Origin of the sequence: Brachybacterium sp. Marseille-Q7125 (genome assembly GCF_023062615.1) — a bacterium.
Classification (GTDB): Bacteria; Actinomycetota; Actinomycetes; order Actinomycetales; family Dermabacteraceae; genus Brachybacterium.
This window is the reverse complement of sequence record NZ_JALLAL010000032.1, coordinates 1-20568: the sequence shown is the minus strand read 5'-3', so window position 1 is coordinate 20568 and position 20568 is coordinate 1. Positions and strand designations below refer to the sequence as shown.

The window sequence follows — 20568 nt, the reverse complement described above, 5'->3', positions numbered from 1 at the left end:
ATCACTGCGGTCGATCAAGGCTGTGGTCGATCAGGGCGTCGTCCCGTCGACGGTATCCCGCCGTTTCCGCGACTGCGGGTGCTCCGGCGCGCTCGCGAGGGACGGGCGCGGCCGCATACCCTGTGCTCATGAGCATCCTGACTCGAGTCCGCGCCATCACCGGGGAGCGCCCGCTGCGGCGCCTGGCGATGATCGGAGCGGCCGCGGTGGCTGCCCCGCCGCTCGTGGCGGCCACGGCTCTCATCGTGATCGATGAGATCCAGAACCTGAAGCGCAAGACGCGCGAGGCGCCGCACCCGGGCACCTTCGAGACCACGGTGCGCGGATCGCACCTGACGGTCTACACCTCCGGGGACACCGTGTACGACGACATGATCGCGGCGATCGACGCCGCGGAGGAGTCGGTGCTGCTGGAGACGTTCATCTGGAAGGGCGATTCCGTGGGCCAGCGGTTCATGGATGCCGTGAACCGGGCGGGCGAACGCGGGGTGGATGTGCGGGTCGCCTATGACGGCTTCGGCAACCTCGTGGTGCCGCCGTCGTTCTACCGGGGCTTCTCGGACACGGTGAAGGTGCGGCGCCTCCCGGCCTTCGCGCGCCCCTACTGGCGGGGACTGCTGCGCCACACCGGGTTCAACCACTCCAAGATCCTGGTGGTCGATGACCGGATCGCCTTCGTGGGCGGGTACAACATCGGCGACACCTATGCCAAGCAGTGGCGGGACACGCATGTGCGTCAGATCGAGGCCGGGGTGTGGGGGCTGCGCCACGCCATGACGCGGCTGTGGAATGACGCGAGCCCCGATGATGAGGATGTTCCGTGGATCCCGCCGGAGGACTGGGATCCGACGGTGCGGGTGGCGGCGAACCTGCCCACCCAACTGGTGTACCCCATCCGGCAGCTGTACCTCTCCGCGATCGAGCGGGCCCAGCACCGCATCTTTATCACCACCCCGTACTTCATCCCTGACCAGCAGATTCTGTGCGGGCTGCAGGCCGCGGCCCGGCGCGGGGTGGACGTGCGGGTGATGGTCCCCAAGAAGTCCAACCACATCGTGGCGGACTTCGCCGCCCGCGGCTTCTACGCGGAACTGCTGGAGTCAGGGGTGACGATCCTGCTGTACGACGCGGCGATGATCCACGCGAAGACCGCCACCGTGGACGGGATCTGGTCCACGGTGGGCACGGCGAACATCGACCGTCTCTCCCTGTCCTTCAACTACGAGACGAACGTGGAGATCATCGACGGGAGCTTCGCACGCACGATGGAGCAGATCTTCGAGGCCGATTCCGAGCACAGCGAGATCCTCACCTCCCCGCACTGGAAGGAGAGGCATCTCATGGCTCGGGTGGCGGAGAAGGCGCTGGTGCCGCTGCGGCCCTTCCTGTGAGGAGCCGGCTCAGCCCTGCGTGTCGCCGCCGTCGGTGGTGCTCTCGTCGGTAGCGCTGCCATCAGCGCCGCCGTCCGTGCCGGTGACGAACTCTCGCAGGTGCTGCGACTGCGCGAGGCGGCTCGGCTCGTGGCAGTACATCATGTGCCCGGCCTCGTAGTACTCCACGCGGATCCGCTCGGCGTAGTCCTCCTGTGGGATCGCCAGCTGCGCGAGCACATGCTCGCTGGCGTGGAAGGGCGTGGCCGCATCGTGGTAGCCATGCCCCACGAGCACCCGCGTGTGCGGGGACGTGCGCAGCAGGCGGGAGAGGTCCGAGGCGACCTCCACGGAGCGGTTCTGGAACTCCTTGTAGCTCCACGGGTGCACGCGGCCGGACATGATCTCGTAGACCACATCGGTCGTGAACTCGAGCTCGGTGCGCAGGTACTGGTTGATCGTCGCTGTGTAGGAGGGGGCGAGCTGGTCGATCGAGGGGTCGGTCTCCATCTGTGCCGCGTTCCCGGCCCCCATCGGCGCGGTGAACCGCCCGTCGATCCGTCCGGTGATCAGCCCCTGATCGCGCAGCAGCTCGGCGAGGAAGGCCATGTGCTCCACGCGCAGGTCGGCGCGCTCCACCCAGTCGGGGTCCACGCCGATCAGCGCGCCGATCCGCGCTGCTGCCTCCTGCCGCTGGCTGATCCCCAGGCGCCGCCCGGCCGCGAGCAGCGCCGGGTACTCCTGCTCGGCGAAGGCCTCCGCCTCATCGACCACGTCCTGCAGCATCCGCTCCTCATGCTTGCCGTGCGCGTGGGCGATCGCCGCATAGGTGGGCAGGTAGTGGATGTAGGGCCGGTCGTTCCCGGCGGAGAAGTCGATCGACCCGAAGTCCAGCACCGGGGAGATCAGCACGACGCCGGCGACGGCGACGTAGTAGCGGTCCATGAGGCGCGCGGCCACGGCGGAGGCGCGCGTGGTGCCGTAGGACTCCCCGGCCAGGTGGATCGGGGAGGTCCAGCGCTGGTGGCGGGTCAGCCAGTCGATGATGAAGCTCGCGATGAGGTCCCGGTCCGCGATGAGCCCGTGGTGCCGATCCGGCTTCTGCCCGGGCGCTGGACGGGAATAGCCGGTGGTCATCGCATCGACCACCACGAGGTCCGCATCGCGCAGGATTGTCTCGTGATTGTCCACCAGCCGATGCGGAGGCGCCGCGGGTGCGCCCGCATCCCCGGAGATCACGCGCCGGGGCCCCAGCAGCCCCAGGTGCAGCCACACCGTCGAGGCGCCCGGCCCGCCGTTGAACGCGAACATCACCGGGCGCTCGGCCGGATCGGCACCCTGCTTCACGTAGGAGACGGAGAACAGCTCCGCGTAGGCCGCGCCGCGCCCGTACTTCTCACCCTCGGGCTCCTCCCGCAGCACCACGGTGCCGGCGGTCGCCGTGTAGTCCAGGGGGCCGTCCGGCAGCTCAAGCGTGTGCACGGTGGTGACCAGGTGGTCCTCGGGGCCCTTCGACGCAGCGGGAGCGTCGGTGCTGGTCGGGCTTGGGGCCGACGGGGTCTCGGGGGTGGCGGGCTCGGTGCTCACGCGGGGCTCCTTCGCGGCGGGGGACGGGTCGCAGCCGACGCTACACGCCAGCGTGCGCAGTCGCGGTCCGCCGGGCCTCAGGACCCCGGTCCGCCCGGCGCCCATCGGCTCTCCGCTGGCGCCAGAGCCGTCCTCGTGTCATCCTGGGAACGTTCACGATCCGGGTGTCCGCACCCGGGCGGAGCCGGTTCCGACGGGGGAACCCCACATGCGGGGGCCCATCGGCCCCGAGTCCCGCGAGCGCGGACTCGGCTTCAAGGAGAAGGAGAGCGATGACGCCACGCCTGACCCGACGCAGTGCGCTGTGGGGCGCCGGGGGTGCCGCCTTGGCCACCGGCCTCGCGGCCTGCGCGCCGCCGAACACAGGAGATGCGAACTCCCGGCCCACCATCCCGCCGGCCGACGGCAAAGTCCACCTGACCTACTGGGCCTGGCTGAAGGACCTGCAGAAGGTCGCGGACGTCTTCAATGACTCCCAGGACCGCATTCACGTGGACGCCACCTGGATCCCCGGCGGCAACACCGGCGGCTACGCGAAGATCCTCTCCGCGATCGCCGCCGGCGGCGGGCCCGATATCATGCAGATCGAGCTGCGGCAGATCCCCGAGTTCGCCCTTGCCGGCTCCCTTGTGAACCTCACCCGCTATGACTTCGAGGCCACGGCGGATCTCTACGATCCCGGCGCACTCACCCAGGCGCAGGTCGGGGAGAACACCTGGGGCATCCCGCAGGACACCGGGCCCGTCGCGATGTTCTACAACCGCGAGGTGCTCGAGGGCGAGATGGGGCTGAAGCCCCCCGCCACCTGGGACGAGTTCTACGAGACCGCAGGCGCCGTGCGGGAGCAGGGCGCCACGCTCATGACCCTGGACCCCTCCGACGGCTCCCACCCCATCGCCTGGGTGATGCAGTCCGGTGCCCGATGGTTCCAGACCGAAGATGACGGCTGGATCGTGAACATGACCGACGACGCCTCGATGCGGGTGGCTGAGTTTTGGGACCGCATCCTCGCCGAGAAGCTCGTGGGGACCGGCTACGGCGCGATGTCCACTCCGTGGAATGCCGCCGCCGGCGAGGACAAGGTGCTTTCCTCGATCTCGGGCTCGTGGTCCGACGCCCTGATCGCCACCGTCCCGAACGGCGAGGGCCGATGGGCAGTGGCCCCCATGCCCACCTGGCCCGACGGCTACGCCTCCGGCGGCCATGGCGGCTCGGCTGCGGCGATCTCCGTGAACAGCGAGCACCCCGCGGAGGCGCTCGAGTTCTGCACCTGGATGTGCACCGACCCCGCTGGTATCGACGCGATGATCGAGTTCTCCGGCATCGGCTGGTCGCCTGCGAAGGACTACATCGGCGAGGTGCGCGAGCAGCCCAGCGAGTTCTACTCCGGACAGAACTACAACGAGGACGTCATCAAGCCGATGGCCGACGGGCAGAACCTCGACTGGACGTGGGCACCGCTCATGCAGCGCGCCCAGGCCATCATCGGCGACGGCATGACCCGCGCGGTCACCGGCGAGGTGCCGTTGGCGGACATGTTCGCCGATGCGCAGAAGGAGATCGTCGAGATCATGCAGACGATGGGCCTGAACGCGGAGGAGGCACGATGAAGGCGCGATACGCCCCGTGGGTGCTGATGGCGCCCTTCCTGCTGCTGTTCATCGGCACCATGGTGGTGCCGATCATCATGGCGATCGGCTACAGCTTCACGCGTGTGGAGCGCTCCGGCCTGCTCGGTGAGCAGGGTGTGGAGAGCATGTTCGCCGGATTCGACAACTACGTCGCCGCGCTCACCAACATCAACTTCATCACCTCCATCGGGCGGATGATCCTGTTCGGCGTGGTGCAGGTGTCGGTCATGATCATCGCCGCGGTGATCCTCGCGCTGCTGCTGGAGAGCGCGGCGGCGAAGTGGCCCGGGTTCTTCCGCTCCGCGTACTTCCTGCCGTACGGGATCCCCGGCGTGATCGCGACGATCCTGTGGTCGTTCCTGTACATCCCGGGTCTGAGCCCCATCGTGGACGTGCTGGGGTGGATGGGGCTCCAGGTGGACTTCCTGGCGCCGAACATGGTGCTGTGGTCGATCGCGAACATCGTGACCTGGACATACACCGGCTACAACATGCTGATCATCATCGCTCAGCTGAAGTCCATCCCCGGTGACCTCTACGAGGCCGCGAAGGTGGACGGCGCCGGCTCCTTCCGGGTGGCCTGGTCCATCCAGCTGCCGCTGATCCGCCCGGCCGTCATGCTGACGGTCATCTTCTCGATCATCGGCACCCTGCAGCTGTTCGCGGAGCCGCGGCTGCTGCAGACCATGAGCGCGGGCATCACCTCGGAGTACACCCCGAACATGTCCGCCTACGCCTTTGCGTTCCAGTACAACGACATCGGCATGGCGGCCGCGCAGTCCGTGATCATCGCGGTCTCTGCTTTCTGCCTGTCGGCGATCGCGCTGGGCGTCTCGAACTGGTTGGAGAAGCGCCGATGAGCACCACCGCGAACACCTCGACCCCGACCGCGAAGACCCATCGACCCGTGAAGGCCCGCGAGGACCACCGCTCCGGAGCACGGGACGCCGGCCGCAATCCGGCAACGACGATCATCGTGACCGCCGTGCTGGCGATCGTGGCGATCTACTTCCTGGTGCCCGTCTACTGGGTGATCATCAACGCCACCAAGACCACCGAGGACCTCTTCGGCACCAGCGGCTTCTGGCTCGGCAACAGCTTCGTGCTGGGGGAGAACCTCAAGGCCGTGTTCACCGCGAACGGGGGGATCTTCCCGCGCTGGGCCGTGAACTCGATGATCTACGCGGGGCTCGGCTCGGTGATCGCCACCTACTTCGCGACCGCCGCCGGGTACGCGCTGGCGAAGTACAGCTTCCCCGGTCGGCGCTTCGTGTACGCCTTCGTTCTCGGGGGCGTGCTGGTGCCCGGCACCGCGGTGGCGCTGCCGCTGTTCTTCCTGTTCTCCAGCCTGGGGCTGACCAACAGCTACCTGTCGGTCCTCATCCCCTCGCTCGTGAGCCCCTTCGGGTTGTTCCTCTCCTCGATCTACTCCTCGGCCGCGGTGCCGGACGAGATGCTCGAGGCGGGGCGCCTGGACGGCGTGGGGGAGCTGGGGATCTTCCATCGCATTGCCCTGCCGCAGCTGGTGCCGGCGCTGGTGACCATCTTGCTGTTCCAGTTCGTCGCGATCTGGAACAACTACATGCTGCCGCTGGTGATGCTGGCCGATGAGCGGCTGTACCCGATCACTCTTGGTCTGGACAACTGGCGGGCGCAGACCGACCGGCTGCCGGAGTTCTTCCAGCTGACCACCACGGGTGCGCTGCTGTCGGTGATCCCGCTGGCGATCCTCATCCTGGTGCTGCAGCGCTTCTGGAAGGGCGGCCTCACCGAAGGCTCCGTCAAGGGCTGAGCGGGCGGCGTGGCGAGCGGTCGCGCCCTCACGCCGCCCTCACGCCGCCCTCGCGTCGTTATCTCGCCGCACCTGGTTCCGCGGTGTGAAGGTTGTGCAGAACCGGGTGCGCGGAGCGGGCGGGCGGTGTTCACTGTGGGCATGCGCGCTGTGACTGCAGTCCCTGCCCTGCCCCGTCGGACCGTGCTGGGCGGTGCGGCATTGGCCGGTCTTTCCCTGCCGACCCTGGCCGCCTGCGATGGCGGGCCGAACCTCGGCGGAGGCGGCGGAGCGGCGGAGCCGGATCTGCGCGCCGAGGTGGACCGCGCCGAGCCCGGTCCCGCCGAGGGCGCGGGAAGCGTGGCGGTGCCCTTCAGCGCTCGGCTGCTCAGCGCCCTGGATCCCGAGGCCGTGAACCTCGTGTGCTCGCCGCTGTCCGCGCAGGTGGCGCTCACCATGGCGGGTCTCGGCGCGGTGGGGGACACCCGCGCCGAGATGGAGGAGGTACTTGGCGGGCCGATGCAGGAGCTTGCCGAGGGCGCGAACACCCTGTCGCAGGTGCTCGATGCGGTGGGGGATGCTGAGCGTGAGAAGGAGGCCGAGGACGCCCCGGAGCCGCCGCGCGCCAGTGTTGTCAATGGAGCCTGGATCCAGGAGGGTTTCGAGGTCCACGGGCCCTATCTGGAGGACCTGGGCACCTGGTTCGGGGCAGGCCTGTTCGAGGCCGACTTCGCCGAGGAAAAGCCGCGCGAGCAGGCGCGTCAGGAGATCAACGGCTGGGTCGCGGAGAACACCGCGGATCTCATCGAGGAGCTGGTCCCCGAAGGGACTCTCAGTGAGGACTCGCGCCTGGTGCTGGTCAACGCCCTGCACGTCAAGGCCGCCTGGCCGAAGCCCCTCACCCGCGAGGGCGGCAGGTTCAGTACGGCCGATGGGCAGGAGCTGAGCGTGGAGATGCTCAGCGGGGATGTCACCGGCTGGTTCGAGGACGATGTATGCCGAGCTACCGCGCTGCCCACTCACGGTGATGCGATCTCGCTCGCGCTCATCCAGCCGGTGGACACCATCGGGGCCGTGAAGCAGGCCTGGGCGGATGCTGCGGAGGACCCCACGGCCGGGCTCGGTGCGCTGCTCGCCGGTGTCACGGAATCCGAGGATCCGGTGCTGGTCAGCGTGCCCGCCCTGGACGTGGGCTGGACGGACTCCCTGACGGACCCGCTGAAGCAGCTCGGCATGGAGCAGGCCTTCACCGATGCCGCGGACTTCTCCGGTATCAGTGACACCTCGCTGCTGATCAGCGACGTCATCCAGGAGGCGGTGCTCACCGTGGATGAGAACGGGCTGGAGGCCGCCGCCGCGACCGCGGTGATCGCGGGGGCGATATCCGCTCCGGCGGAGCCGCGGACGCTGGTCCTGGACTCCCCGTTCCTGCTGGTCGTCTTTGAGCGCAGCACCCTTGCCCCGCTCGTGCTGGGCTGGATCGGGGATCCCACGCAGACCCGCTGAGGGGTGGTCTGCGGTTGCCCGCAGGCCGGGCGTGCGGTTCGATGGCGGGATGACCGACGTCGCCGTTGCCTCGACCGCTTTCACCGCCCGTCTGCTCGCGCAGCTTGCCGGCCCGGGTGCGAACACCGTCTGCTCTCCGCTCTCGGCGCAGGTGGCGCTGACCCTGGTGGCGCTCGGTGCGCGGGGCGAGACCCGCACGGAGCTCGAGCACGTGCTGGGCGCGCCCACCCAGGAGCTCACGGGTGATGTGGCGGACCTCGGGGCGCGGCTCGCGGAGATCCAGGACCCGGCCACGGCCCGCCTTGCCAGCGGCGTCTGGACCGCCCCGAGCGCGCGGCCGCGCCCGGAGTACTGCTCCGAGGTGGAGCGGGAGCTGGGCGCGGCTGTCGGGGAGCTCGACCCGTCGGACGCCGCGGCCCTGGACCGCTCTCGCGCCCGGATCAACGCCTGGGCGGCCGAGCGCACCGCCGGGCGCATCACGGAGCTGCTGAACGAGCAGCAGCTCACCACGCAGACCCTCATGGTGCTGGTCAGCGCCCTGCACCTGCGCGGCCCCTGGCCCGAACCCCTGCGGCGGGACGAGGCTGCGTTCACCCTCGCGGACGGCACCACGGTCACGGTCCCCATGCTCCACGGGATCGCTGGCGGCTGGTACGCCGATAAGCACGCTTCCGCCACCGCGCTGCGGACCCGGGGCGGCGCGCTGTCGCTCGTGCTCGTGCGACCCACGACGGGCGTGGATGACGTTCTGGCGGCCTGGGCAGCGGACCCGTCGGCCCTGGAGAACCTGCTGGCCGGTGTCCGGGAGGGGCAGGGCGGCGTGCAGCTCGCCGTGCCCCCGCTCGAGGTGGCCTGGGGAGCGGACCTCACCGAGCCGCTGCGCGCGCTGGGCCTCGAACGCACCCTGTCCCCGGGCGCAGACCTCACGGGCATGCTCGAGGGCCCCGGCGGGGTGGGCGCCGTGGTGCAGAAGGCCGTCCTCAGCCTGGACGAGCACGGCATGGAGGCCGCCGCCGCGACCGCCGCGATCGCCCTGCGCGGGGCGCCCGCGCCGCCGCGCCACGAGCTCTCCCTCGATGTGCCGTTCCTGCTCCTGGCATGCGAGGGCAGCACCGGCCTGCCGCTCATCGCCGGGCGTATCGAGGATCCCCGGGCCTGAGCTCCCGCCCGCCTGGCCGGAAAATCGGTGGGCTGTATCGGAGCGCCGTGGGAGGCTAGCGCCCATGGGGATCTTCGCCGTGGGGACATGGAGCATCCGGCAGGCCTGGGCGGCGGCGCCCGGCAAGGTTGCGCTCGCCGTGGTGCTGGGCCTGCTCGTCGCGGCCGTGCCCTCTCTCCAGGTGGTCCTCATGGCGGGCTTCGTCGCCGCCCTCACCGAGGCGGACCGCTTCGCCGATGTCGCCGCACCGTTCGCGGGGCTCGTGCTGCTCATCGCCTTCACCGGACCCGTGCAGGCGATCCAGGAGACTCTGCAATGGCGTGTGGTGGACCTCGTCGCCCTTCACGCCCGGCAGGAGGTTGCTGAGACCCTTGCGACCCTCCCGCCCACCGTGCTCGCCGACCCCGCCGCGAGCGCCGACATCGAGGCCGGCAACAAAGCCGCCGAGGATGAGCTGCCGTTCCTGTACCCCTTCGTCCTCAGCCTGCTGCGGGATCTGCTCTCCGTGCTCGGAGTGTTCGTCACCCTTGCCGCCATGAGCCCGCTCGCCGCGGTGCTGGTGCTCGTCTCGCTAGTGCCGATGATCTACGCCTCCCAGCGCATCTCGCGCATCTCCGCGAAGATGTGGGATGACGTGGGGAAGTTGTACTGGCGCTCCCGGTACCTGCACCAGCACCTGGTCACCACTGCGCCGTCCATCGAACTGACGTCGCTGGGCGCCACCGGACAGATCTCCGCGCAGGTCGCGCGGACCATCGGCCGTATCACGGACCGCAAGGCACAGACGTATGCGCCGATGCTCACCTGGCGCATGCTCGCCGGGGTCGCCACGTCCGTGCTGCTCGCCGGGGCGCTCGCCGCCCTCGTCATCGGCGTCCACTACGGCCCGGCCGCCGCGGGCGGGGTGTACGGGGTCATGGCCGCGATGGGCGCCGTCGGCTCTCTCGGCGGGAATCTGGGGCAGATCGTTGAGGGCAGCGCCCCCTTCGAGCGGTACGTGAAGCTCCTGGACATGCGGCGCGAGCACCGCGACCCCGTGGTCGCCGGCGAGGCGCAGAGCCTCGTGGTCTCCGGGGTTTCCCACACCTACGAGGGCAAGGAGGAGCCGTCCCTCGTGGGCCTGGACCTCAGGATCGAGCGAGGCAGCATCGTCGCTCTCGTCGGTGTGAACGGCGCCGGCAAGACCACGGCCGTCAACGCGATCGTCGGCACCCTGGACCCGCAGCAGGGCACGATCGCGATCGACGGCCGCACCCGCGCCGACATGCCCTTCCAGGAGTGGGTGGGGCATTTCGGGACCCTCACCCAGGAGTTCGGCCGCTATGAGCTCACGGTGCGGGAGTCGCTGCTGCTGGGCACCCCGCGCACCGATGTGACCGACGCCGAGCTGTGGGCCGCGCTCGAGGCTGCGAACGCCGCGGGTATGGTGCGTGACTTCGAGCAGGGGCTCGACCAGCAGCTCGGCTCCCAGTGGGAGGGAGGCGTGGGGCTCTCCGGCGGACAGTGGCAGCGTCTGTCGCTGGCGCGGATCCACCTGCGCAATGCCCCGATCTGGATCCTTGATGAGCCCACCAGCGCGATCGACGCCGAGGCGGAGCAGGACATCTTCCGCGAGCTGCAGCGCTCGAAGGCCGGGCGCATCACCATCGTGGTCTCCCACCGCGCCTGGACCTTGCGCGGCATGGACGAGATCCTGGTGGTGGACGGCGGGCGCGTGGTGGAGCGCGGGCGATACGACGAGCTGCTCGCCACCGGCGGCCGCTTCGCGGAGATCTTCGCCGAGCAAGCGGGATGAGGACTCGCCGGGCCGTGGGCCGGAGGCGGAAGGGCGAGAGGCCCTGCCACCGTCCGCCCGTGATCGCCTAGCATTCTGTAAACCGATTCACCTACCGGGTAGCCGCCCTGGAACCGCTGTTCCCCGCCGACGAGAGGACCCTGCTGATGCCCGCCCTGCTGACCCCCACCCCTGACGGCCTGCTGCGCGGCGGGGAGCCGCACCTGGTCATCTCCGGGGCCATCCACTACTTCCGCGTCCACCCCGAGCAGTGGCGCGACCGCCTGCGCCGCCTGGTCGCGATGGGCTGCAACACCGTGGAGACCTACGTCGCCTGGAACCTCCACCAGCCCACCCCCGAGACCACCACCTTCGAGGGCATGACGGACCTGGGCCGCTTCCTCGACCTCGCCGCCGAGGAGGGGCTGGATGCGATCGTGCGCCCCGGCCCCTACATCTGCGCCGAATGGGAGAACGGCGGCTTCCCCGGCTGGCTGCTGCGCGATCAGAACATGGGGCTGCGGCATCGCGACCCGCGCTACCTCGCGCAGGTGGATGCCTGGTTCGATGAGCTCATCCCTGTCATCGCCGAGCGGCAGACCACCCGCGGCGGCAACGTCGTGATGCTCCAGGTGGAGAACGAGTACGGCTCCTACGGCGATGACACCGCCTACCTCGAGCACCTGCGCGACGGCCTGCGCGCCCGCGGCATCGAGGAGCTGCTGGTGACCTCCGACGGGCCGGCGCGCATGTGGCTCACCGGCGGCACCGTGGATGGGGCGCTCGCGACCGTGAACTTTGGCTCGCGCACCCTCGAGGTGCTCGAGATGGCGAAGGAGGAGCTGCCGGATCAGCCGCAGATGTGCATGGAGTTCTGGAATGGCTGGTTCGACCACTGGGGCGAGGAACATCACACGCGTGATGCCGCCTCCGCCGCGTCCGAGCTCAGCGACATGCTCACCCACCGGATGAGCGTGAACTTCTACATGGCGCATGGCGGCACGAACTTCGGGCTCAGCGCCGGCGCGAACGACGACGGCACCTACGGGCCCACCACCACCAGCTACGACTACGACGCACCGATTGCGGAGAACGGCGAGCTGACGGAGAAATTCCACGCCTTCCGTGAGGTCATCGCGCAGCATCGCCAGCTGCCGACCCTCGAGGAGCATTGTGCCCAGCTCGGGATCGAGGCAGTACCGGCGCGCCTGCCTGCACGGGAGCTCGCTCTCGAGTCTGTGGTGCCGTTCCGCGGCACGGACCTCTTCCAGAGGACAGCGCCAGTTCACCCCGTCCCGCCAGCCTTCGAGGAGGTGGGTCTCGAGCGCGGCATCATGCGCCTGGCCCGCGACATCGAGATCACCCGCAACCATTCCGCCGAGGATGAAGACAGCCCGGCAATCGATCCGCTGCGCCTGTACGACCTGCACGACCGCGCGTGGGTGTATGTCGATGGCATCCACGTCGACACCGTCCAGCGCGGCGACGACCCGGTGACCGTGAACCTCGCCGACCACGTGGACGCGCTGCTGCCCGAGGGCGGGCGCCGCACCGTGCGCGTCGAGATCCTGGTCGAGAGCCTGGGCCGCACGAACTTCGGGCCACGCCTGGGAGAGCGCAAGGGCATCCTTGGCGGCGTCTGGCAGATCATCCGCTACCTCAACGACTGGGAGGTCGACACCTACCCGCTCGAGGGCATGGCGGACGAGCTCCGCGCCGCGCTCGATGCGGGCACGTCGATCCTCGATGCCGGGCAGGGTGAAGATGCGGACCCGCGCCGCACGCTGCCGGTGCTCATCGCATCCTCCTTCGAGGCCGACGAACCCACGGATACCTACCTGGATGTGTCCGCTGCCGGGCACGGTGTGGCCTGGGTGAACGGATTCTGTGTGGGCCGCTACTGGAACGTCGGGCCGCAGCAGAGCCTGTACGTGCCGGCGCCCGTCGTGACCGCTGGGCGCAACGAGGTGCTGTTGCTCGAGCTCGAGCAGGTTCCGCAGCGGCTGGGTCTGGTGGAGCGCATGCAGTTCGGCGGCGCCGGGACGGGTATCGCGGCGCAGGGCTGAGTGCAGGATCCGCGCTGTGCGGCTGTCGATGCCGAGAGCCGCACAGCGCGCCCTGATGTGGCCCCATCTCTGGGCAACCGCCGCACCATTTGTGACACAACCGTGATCATTCGGGGCCCACTGATGGTTCCCGGCTCGCTTACCTGGGCTTACTCTGAGTGAACCGATTTGCAGGCCGTTGGGATCACTCACCGTCTGCTCGACGCCACGACGATCGCCCGATGACGGGTCGAACAGCCCGATGAGGGGACGCCCGTGGCGCGGGCACGCTGATTGATCGGCCTGACGCAGTGAAGCGGATCGAGAGAGAGGAGGCCGGGCATGGCGATGCAGGACACCGCCACGGGCCGACGGGACGTCGTCCTGGATGACCCCGTGACGAGCTCCCCCGGAGCAGCGCGAGGCCGTCGGCGCGGAGGAACGAGAGGGCGCTACTTCCTCAACCGACTGGGAAGCTATCTGATCGTCATCTGGGCCGCGGTGACACTGAACTTCATCATCCCGCGGTTCATGCCCGGCGATCCGGCCGAAGCCGTCCTGCGCAAGATCCGCCAGACCACCGGTGAGCCGCCCACGGAGGCACAGGTCGAAGCCGTGCACCGCATGTACGGCAACCCCACGGAGAACCTGCTGCAGCAGTACTTCGACTACTGGGTGGGCGTGGCACGGTTCGATTTCGGGGTCTCGACAGCGAACTACCCGACGCCCGTCTCCGAGCTGATCCTCCAGGCGTTGCCGTGGACGCTATTCCTGATCGGCATCTCCACGATCGTCGCGTGGATCATCGGCACTGCACTCGGCGCGATCATGGGCTGGAAACCGGGCAGCATCTTCGATTCCTGGTTCGCTCCGCTGTCCACGTTCTTCCATGCATTCCCGGGTTTCTGGATCGCCCTCGTGCTGCTGTGGATCTTCTCGATCGTGCTCGAGTGGTTCCCCGTCTCCGGCGGATACGACACCAGCGTCCCGATGTCGCTGAACAACTTCTACTTCATCATGAGCGTGCTGTGGTACGGCGCGCTGCCGATGGGTTCGCTGATCTTCATCGGCTTCAACGGCTGGCTCTTTTCCATGCGCAACGTCATGGTCGCCACCGTCACCGAGGACTACGTCCTGCTGGCACGCGCGAAGGGGCTGACCGAGCGCTCCGTGCTGTTCGGATACGCCGCGCGCAACGCCCTGCTGCCCAACGTCACCGGGCTCGCCCTCGCGATCGGCGGAGTGATCGGCGGTGCCGTCCTCATCGAAGCTGTCTTCACCTACCCGGGCATGGGGTACCTGCTGCAGACCTCTATCACCGGTCACGACTTCCCCGTGATGCAGACGGTGCTGCTCATGCTGACGTTCACCGCGATCATCGCGAACTTCGTCGCCGACTCGATCTACGTGCTCCTGGATCCGCGCGCGGCGGACATGGGCTGAGGGGAGGATCGGAATGTTCACAGGGTTCCTGCGCAACCGTCGCGTGCAGACCGGCCTGGTCATCTTCGCTATCTGCGCGATCGTCGCGATCTTCGGCGACCTCATCCTCGCCGTGTACGGCTTCCAGCCGCTCGAGGTCGACTACGGCAACACCGCTGTCCCGCCGGGCGTCGGCGGCCACCTGCTCGGCACCACGGTCTCAGGTCAGGACGTGCTGGCGCAGCTGATCGCGGGCGCGCGCGGCTCACTCGCCGTCGGCACACTCTCTGCACTGCTCGCCATCAGCGTCGGTGCTGTGCTCGGCGTCAGCGCTGGCTTCCTCGGCGGCGTCTTCGACACCATCGTCAACGCCATCACCAACGTGTTCCTGACCATGCCCTCCTTCGCCCTCACGCTCATCGCAGCCGGGTACATCTCGGCAGCAGGCGGCCCGGGCTCCGCCGGCATGGGATGGGTGCTGATGGCCTTCCTCATCGGCATCTTCGAATGGCCCGGCATGGCGCGCTACATGCGTGCACAGACGCTCACTCTGCGCAGCCGCGACTTCGCGATGGCCACCCGCCTGCTCGGCGAGTCGCGTTGGCGGCTGATCTTCTCGGAGATCATGCCGCACATGCTCGGCATCATCTCCGCCAGGTTCCTCGCCGCGATCATGGCTGGGATCATGGCAGAGGCTGGTCTGAACTTCCTCGGCGTCTCCACCGGCGGCGTCATCTCCTGGGGAACGATGATCACCAACGCCCAGAACCAGGGCGCCCTCACACTCGGCTGGTGGTGGTGGTTCCTGCCGCCGGGCCTCGCGATCGCGCTGATCGGCACTGCCACAGCGTTCGTCAATTTCGGTCTGGACGAGGTCACCAACCCCAAGCTCCGCACCGGAAACAACGCAGTCGTCCGTCGATTTGTGAAGAAGCAGATCGCCGCGGCGCACTGACACCCCACCTCGACCGCAGCGGCACAGTCGCCGCATCCACCCACCCAGAGAAAAGAGCACGTCATGACCACGTTCCATCCCTCACGCCGTCATGTCCTCGCCGGGTCCGCCCTCGCCGCTGTGGCCGCATCCGCGGGATGCAGCTTCGACAAGGGTGACGGCTCCGGTGGATCCGATGGAGGTGGCGGCGGAAAGTCGAGCATCAACCTCAACTCCTTCGGTCCGAAGCCGACCTTCGTCAACAACTTCAACCCCTTCTCGCCGGCCGATGGCGTGGTGGGCTCGAACTACCTGTACGAGACCCTCATGTACGAGGACGTCAACGCCGAGTACGAGATCAAGCCGTGGCTCGCAGAGAAGCTTGACTTCAACCCTGAGCAGCGCACGGCCTCTATCACCCTGCGGGACGACGCGACCTGGTCTGATGGCACGAAGATCACGGCCGACGACGTCGTCTACACCGTGGTGGACCTCCCCAAGCAGGCGGAGGAGCAGAAGGCCAACGCCACCGCGCAGGAGTTCACGGCGAAGAAGGTCGATGACCTCACCGTCGAGTTCGAATGGCCCGAGGACAAGTTCGATGTGGACGGCGATCGGGCCATCGCCCGCCTGCGCATCTACCCGAAGCACATCTTCAGCACGGAGGACCTGGCGAAGTTCACCAACACGGAACCGGTGACCTCCACGCCGCTCACACTCAAAGAGTTCACGCCGCAGCGTGTGTCCTTCACCGTGCGTGAGGATCACTTCATGGGGCCGTGGGAGCACATCAAGGAGGTGAACTGGACGCCGTTCGGCAGCGCCGAGATCGGCAAGAGCATGATCCTCCAGGGAACCCTGGACTGGGCGACCCTGTCACTGCAGAACGCCGACGAAACGATCGTGGCCCAGGGCAACCACTACTGGACCGTGGAGCTCGTTGGATCCGAAGGCATCCTCTTCAACACCGCGAAGGCACCCTTCGACGACAAGGACGTGCGCAACGCGATCTACGCCGCACTCGACACCGACCAGATCCACAGTCTTTTCGACATCGGCCTGAAGAGCACCAGTCCGACGACGATGGACGAGAAGATCTTCGGTGAGAGGGTGGCCGAGGAGTACCGCGCCCCGCACACGGCCGATCCGGAGGCAGCCAAGAAGTACCTCGCCGATGGCGGCTGGACGGTGGAGGGCGGCAAGCTCGCCAAGGACGGAAAGACCTACGACATCTCTTTCAAGACTGTCGCTGACTACGTCAACTGGGCCACGTGGTCCGATGGCGTCAAGGCGCAGCTGAAGGATGTGCTCGGCCTCGACGTCAAGATCCTGAAGGTGCCCGATGCCCAGATCTGGGCGCAATACGCCAAGGGCGAGTTCGACTTCGGCATGACCTGGATCGGCGGTGGGCCGCGCATCTCTGCCGTCTACGCCGACTTCCACTCGAAGAACGTCCTGCCCCTGGGCGAGGAGGCACCGGGCAATGCCGCTCGCGTGAAGAACCCCGAGCTGGACGCGCTGCTGGACGAGTCCCGCCAGGAGTTCGACGAGACCAAGCTGAACGAGCTCGGCTACCAGATGCAGAAGATCGTGGTAGAGGAGTGCTACTGCGGCCCGTTCAACCCGTCGGCCTCCTTCATCGAGGCGAGCGGCAAGAACTGGGAAGGCTTCCCGGGCATGCCGCTCAAGAAGGGTGACATCATCCCCCGCCCGTACGGGCCGGAGGGCTGGCTGACCATGCAGAAGCTGAAGCCGGTCAAGTGACCCGTCACTGACCCCCGACCCGAGGTGGTGCGCCCGCCCAGCGGGCGCCCCACCCCCTCATCCAAGGAGCGCAAGTGGCTCGACGTGAACTCGGAGACGTACTGCTCGACGTGAACGGGCTGTGCGTTGACTACCTGACCCTCAACGGTGCGGTGCGCGCCGTGACGGATGCGAGCTTCCAGCTGCACCGCGGCGAGATCCTGGGCCTCGCCGGAGAGTCCGGCTCGGGCAAGTCGACCCTCACCACGGCTCTTCTGCGGCTGCAGCGACCGCCGGCCGTCACCGCCGAAGGGAGCGTCGTGTACCGCGACGCCACCGGCACAGCGACGGAGCTGGTGGGCCGCACCGACAAGGAGCTGCTCCCGCTACGCTGGAACAAACTCGCGATCGTCATGCAGAGCGCGATGGACGCTCTCAACCCGGTCAAACGGCTCGGCGCCCAGTTCCAGGACGTCCTGCAGCAGCACGACCCGCGGATGAGCGCGAAGGAGGCCCGCAGCCGGGCTCAAGACCTGCTTGCCCTCTCCGGTATTCCCCGTGACCGTGTGGACTCCTACCCGCATGAGATGTCCGGCGGCATGCGTCAGCGCTCACTGATCTCCCTCGCCTTGGCCTGCGACCCTGAGCTGGTGGTCATGGATGAACCGACCACCGCCGTCGACGTCGTTATGCAGCGAACCATTATGAGTCAGGTGCTGCGGCTGCAGCGCGAGCTCGGATTCGCCATTATCTTCGTGACACACGACCTGTCACTGCTGCTCGAACTCTCCGATCGCCTGGCCATCATGTACGCGGGTCGCATCGTCGAGATCGGCCCCGCCGAGGAGCTGTACCGTCGGCCGCGCCACCCCTACACGAAGGCGCTGCGCGATTCGTTCCCGCCGCTGTTCGCCCCGCTGAAGGAGATGCGCGGCATCCCGGGGGCGGCACCGGACCTGACCGATCTCCCACCGGGCTGCGCCTTCGCGCCCCGATGCCCGCGAGCCATGCCCGTCTGCAACGAGGTCAGACCGCAGACGATGTCAGTCGGCGCGACAGTCGACGCCGCCTGCCATCTCAACGACCCGGCGCACGCGGCCGCCGGCGCCGCGGAAGGAGACGCCCGATGAGCACGTCGATGGATCGCGCGACCGAGCAGCGCGGTACCGAACGCCCCCAGCGCACAGAAGGCACCGTGGGTGAGGTCGTTCTCGAAGCCCGGGACGTCACGAAGCACTTCGAGGTGCGAAGCAGGAAGGGAACCCAGATTGTTCGCGCTGTCGAGGGCATCGACCTCACCCTCCACCGCGGCGAGATCGTGGCGATGGTGGGCGAATCCGGGTCCGGCAAGACCACCGTTGCCCGCCTGCTGAGCCTGTACTACCCGGCCTCTAGCGGAGAGATCCGGCTGCACGGCACGCCGATTCAGCACGTCTCCGGGCGGAAAGCGCGCAGCTACTACGCCGAGGTGCAGCTGCTCTTCCAGGACCCGTTCGCGTCGCTGAACTCGCTCAAGCCCATCCGGCACATTCTCGGGCGCGCCCTGCGTATCCACGGCCGGGCGACCACGAAGAAGCAGGTCGAGGAGCAGGTGCTCGAACTGCTCCGACGTGTCAACCTGACCCCGGCTGAGCAGTACATCGACAAGTACCCGCATGAGCTCTCCGGTGGCCAACGTCAGCGCATCGTGATCGCCCGCGCCCTGGCGGTGAAACCCGCGGTGATGCTCGGGGATGAGCCGATCTCCATGCTCGACGTGTCCATCCGGCTCGACGTGCTCAACCTGCTGCGGCGCCTGCGCGACGAAGAAGGCCTCGCGCTGCTCTACATCACGCACGACATCGCCTCCGCGCGCTACATCGCCGATCGCATCAACGTCATGTATGCCGGAGAGATGATCGAAGGGGGCGCGTCGGAGCAGGTGATCCACTCGCCGCAGCATCCGTACACGCGCCTGCTGCTGGATTCGTCGCCTGATCCCGCCCGTGGCCTGGAGGGAGACCAGCAGTCGCTGTTCGAAGAAGTGGGCGACCTGGGCGAACCGCCGAGCCTGATCACACCGCCGCGCGGCTGCCGCTTCAACCCGCGCTGCCCGTTCGCGATGGATATCTGCAACGAGCAGAGCCCGCCGAAGACGGAGGTCACACCAGGGCACTGGGCACGCTGCTGGCTGCATCAGGAAGGCCGTGCCGACGAGTTGCGCGCTGAGCGGATCCAGTTCGGTGTGCCGCTGTCCAGCCGGGCCGAGCAGAGTGGCCTTGACACGATCCGTGACTTCGAAGCTGTCCATGAGGAGATCGAGCCGCTGCCGGGTGCCGAGGCCCCGTCGGCCGCCGCTGGTGAGCCTGCAGCCGATGCTCCGTCCCGTCGCCCCGCACAGTCAAGAAAGGACCAGAACTCATGAGCGATCTCAGGATCGGTGTCATCGGCTACGGAGCGCGCTCGACGCTCGCCACTCACGCCCACAAGCCGGGGGAGGGCTCGCGTGTCACCGTGGTGGCGGATCCCACCCAGCGTGCCAAGGACCTCGCCCGCGAGCGCCACGGCGAGGATGTCGCCTGCGTGGACACGGTCGAGGAGATGCTCGAGAACCACGAGGTCGACGCGGTGATGATCCTCGCGCCCGACTATGCGCACGCCGGGATCGCCCTGCAGACCCTGTCCCGCGGCATCGCCACCTTCTGCGAGAAGCCGATGGCGATCTCCGTCGAGGACACCGACGCGATGCTCGACATGGCGATGCAGAAGCGGGCCCGGCTGTACGTCGGCCACAACATGCGCCACATGCCGGTGATCCGCCAGATGAAGGCGATCATCGACTCCGGCCGCATCGGAACGGTGCGCGCCGTGTGGTGCCGCCACTTCGTGGGCGCCGGCGGCGACTTCTACTTCAAGGATTGGCACGCCGAGCGGGAGAAGGCCTTCAGCCTGCTGCTGCAGAAGGGCGCGCACGACATCGACGTCATCCACTGGCTGGCCGGCGGGTACACGCGGCGCGTCTCCGGCATCGGCGACCTCGCGATCTACGGGGACATCACCGATCGCCGCGACAACTCCGACCGCCTCATGGTCGACTGGTACGACGCGGACATCTGGCCTCCCACCGCGCAGAGGGAGCTCAACCCCGTCATCGACGTCGAGGACATCTCGATGATCCACATGACGCTGGACAACGGGGTGCTGGCCTCCTACGAGCAGTGCCACTTCACGCCCGACTACTGGCGCAACTACACCGTGATCGGCGACGCCGGGCGGATCGAGAACATGGGCGATGGCTCCGGGGACCAGATCCACATCTGGGAATCCCGCTACTCCGGCGCCGGCAAGCCTGATGCGGTCGAGGTCGTGGCCCGAGCTACCGGTGGGCACGGCGGTGCGGATCCGAGCCTGGTCTCGGAGTTCCTGCGCTTCGTGCGCGAGGGCGGGAAGACCGACGTGTCCGTGATCGCCGCCCGAGAGGCCGTGGCCACCGGCGTGCACGGCGCCCTGTCGATCCGCGACGGCGGCGTGCCGCGCGAGGTCCCGGCCGTGCCAGCCCAGATGCGCGAGTACTTCGACTCCGGCCAGGCCTGAGAGCGCCGGCCCGCCGGCCCCCTCCGTGACGGTGCCGCCGACGGATTCGATCA

General features: G+C 68.2%; 15 protein-coding genes. 14 read left to right on the top strand and 1 reads right to left on the bottom strand.

Features of this window, described 5'->3' with window-relative positions; translation table 11 throughout:
- Nucleotides 1–128: 128 nt before the first annotated feature.
- Nucleotides 129–1391, top strand: a complete 1263-nt coding sequence (locus MU407_RS09205; RefSeq protein WP_246956836.1) for a phospholipase D-like domain-containing protein — start codon at nucleotides 129–131, stop codon at nucleotides 1389–1391.
- Nucleotides 1392–1400: 9 nt separating this feature from the next.
- Here MU407_RS09205 and MU407_RS09200 read toward each other — a convergent pair whose 3' ends face one another.
- Entirely contained in the window at nucleotides 1401–2957 is a 1557-nt protein-coding gene (locus MU407_RS09200) for a carboxypeptidase (protein ID WP_246956835.1), read from the bottom strand.
- A gap of 272 nt (nucleotides 2958–3229) precedes the next feature.
- Between MU407_RS09200 and MU407_RS09195 the strand changes: the two genes are divergently transcribed.
- From MU407_RS09195 to MU407_RS09135, 13 genes are all read left to right on the top strand, one after another.
- A complete protein-coding gene (locus MU407_RS09195; RefSeq protein WP_102236866.1) occupies nucleotides 3230–4567 on the top strand; it encodes an extracellular solute-binding protein in 1338 nt (445 codons plus the stop codon).
- On the top strand, nucleotides 4564–5448 hold the full coding sequence (locus MU407_RS09190) for a sugar ABC transporter permease (RefSeq protein WP_246956834.1): 885 nt from the start codon (nucleotides 4564–4566) through the stop codon (nucleotides 5446–5448). The genes MU407_RS09195 and MU407_RS09190 overlap by 4 nt, the downstream gene beginning before the upstream one ends.
- Nucleotides 5445–6380: a carbohydrate ABC transporter permease gene (locus tag MU407_RS09185; protein ID WP_246956832.1), complete on the top strand. Its 936-nt coding sequence runs from the start codon at nucleotides 5445–5447 to the stop codon at nucleotides 6378–6380. The genes MU407_RS09190 and MU407_RS09185 overlap by 4 nt, the downstream gene beginning before the upstream one ends.
- A gap of 141 nt (nucleotides 6381–6521) precedes the next feature.
- A complete protein-coding gene (locus MU407_RS09180) occupies nucleotides 6522–7865 on the top strand; it encodes a serpin family protein (RefSeq protein WP_246956831.1) in 1344 nt (447 codons plus the stop codon).
- Between the two features lie 49 nt (nucleotides 7866–7914).
- Entirely contained in the window at nucleotides 7915–9024 is a 1110-nt protein-coding gene (locus MU407_RS09175; protein WP_246956830.1) for a serpin family protein, read from the top strand.
- A gap of 64 nt (nucleotides 9025–9088) precedes the next feature.
- Nucleotides 9089–10819 carry an ABC transporter ATP-binding protein gene (locus MU407_RS09170; protein WP_246956829.1) on the top strand — a complete coding sequence of 577 codons (1731 nt, stop codon included), beginning with the start codon at nucleotides 9089–9091 and terminating at the stop codon, nucleotides 10817–10819.
- Between the two features lie 146 nt (nucleotides 10820–10965).
- Nucleotides 10966–12864: a beta-galactosidase family protein gene (locus MU407_RS09165; protein WP_246956828.1), complete on the top strand. Its 1899-nt coding sequence runs from the start codon at nucleotides 10966–10968 to the stop codon at nucleotides 12862–12864.
- A 321-nt stretch (nucleotides 12865–13185) separates the two neighbouring features.
- On the top strand, nucleotides 13186–14286 hold the full coding sequence (locus tag MU407_RS09160) for an ABC transporter permease (protein ID WP_245920789.1): 1101 nt from the start codon (nucleotides 13186–13188) through the stop codon (nucleotides 14284–14286).
- A gap of 13 nt (nucleotides 14287–14299) precedes the next feature.
- Complete coding sequence (locus MU407_RS09155) at nucleotides 14300–15220, top strand: ABC transporter permease (RefSeq protein WP_246956827.1); 921 nt, start codon at nucleotides 14300–14302, stop codon at nucleotides 15218–15220.
- A gap of 63 nt (nucleotides 15221–15283) precedes the next feature.
- Entirely contained in the window at nucleotides 15284–16963 is a 1680-nt protein-coding gene (locus MU407_RS09150) for an ABC transporter substrate-binding protein (RefSeq protein ID WP_246956826.1), read from the top strand.
- Between the two features lie 74 nt (nucleotides 16964–17037).
- Nucleotides 17038–18072, top strand: a complete 1035-nt coding sequence (locus MU407_RS09145; RefSeq protein ID WP_246956825.1) for an ABC transporter ATP-binding protein — start codon at nucleotides 17038–17040, stop codon at nucleotides 18070–18072.
- A complete protein-coding gene (locus MU407_RS09140; protein WP_246956824.1) occupies nucleotides 18069–19346 on the top strand; it encodes an ABC transporter ATP-binding protein in 1278 nt (425 codons plus the stop codon). The genes MU407_RS09145 and MU407_RS09140 overlap by 4 nt, the downstream gene beginning before the upstream one ends.
- Complete coding sequence (locus tag MU407_RS09135) at nucleotides 19343–20515, top strand: Gfo/Idh/MocA family oxidoreductase (protein WP_246956822.1); 1173 nt, start codon at nucleotides 19343–19345, stop codon at nucleotides 20513–20515. Before MU407_RS09140 ends, MU407_RS09135 begins: the two co-directional genes overlap by 4 nt.
- The last annotated feature ends 53 nt before the right edge of the window (nucleotides 20516–20568 follow it).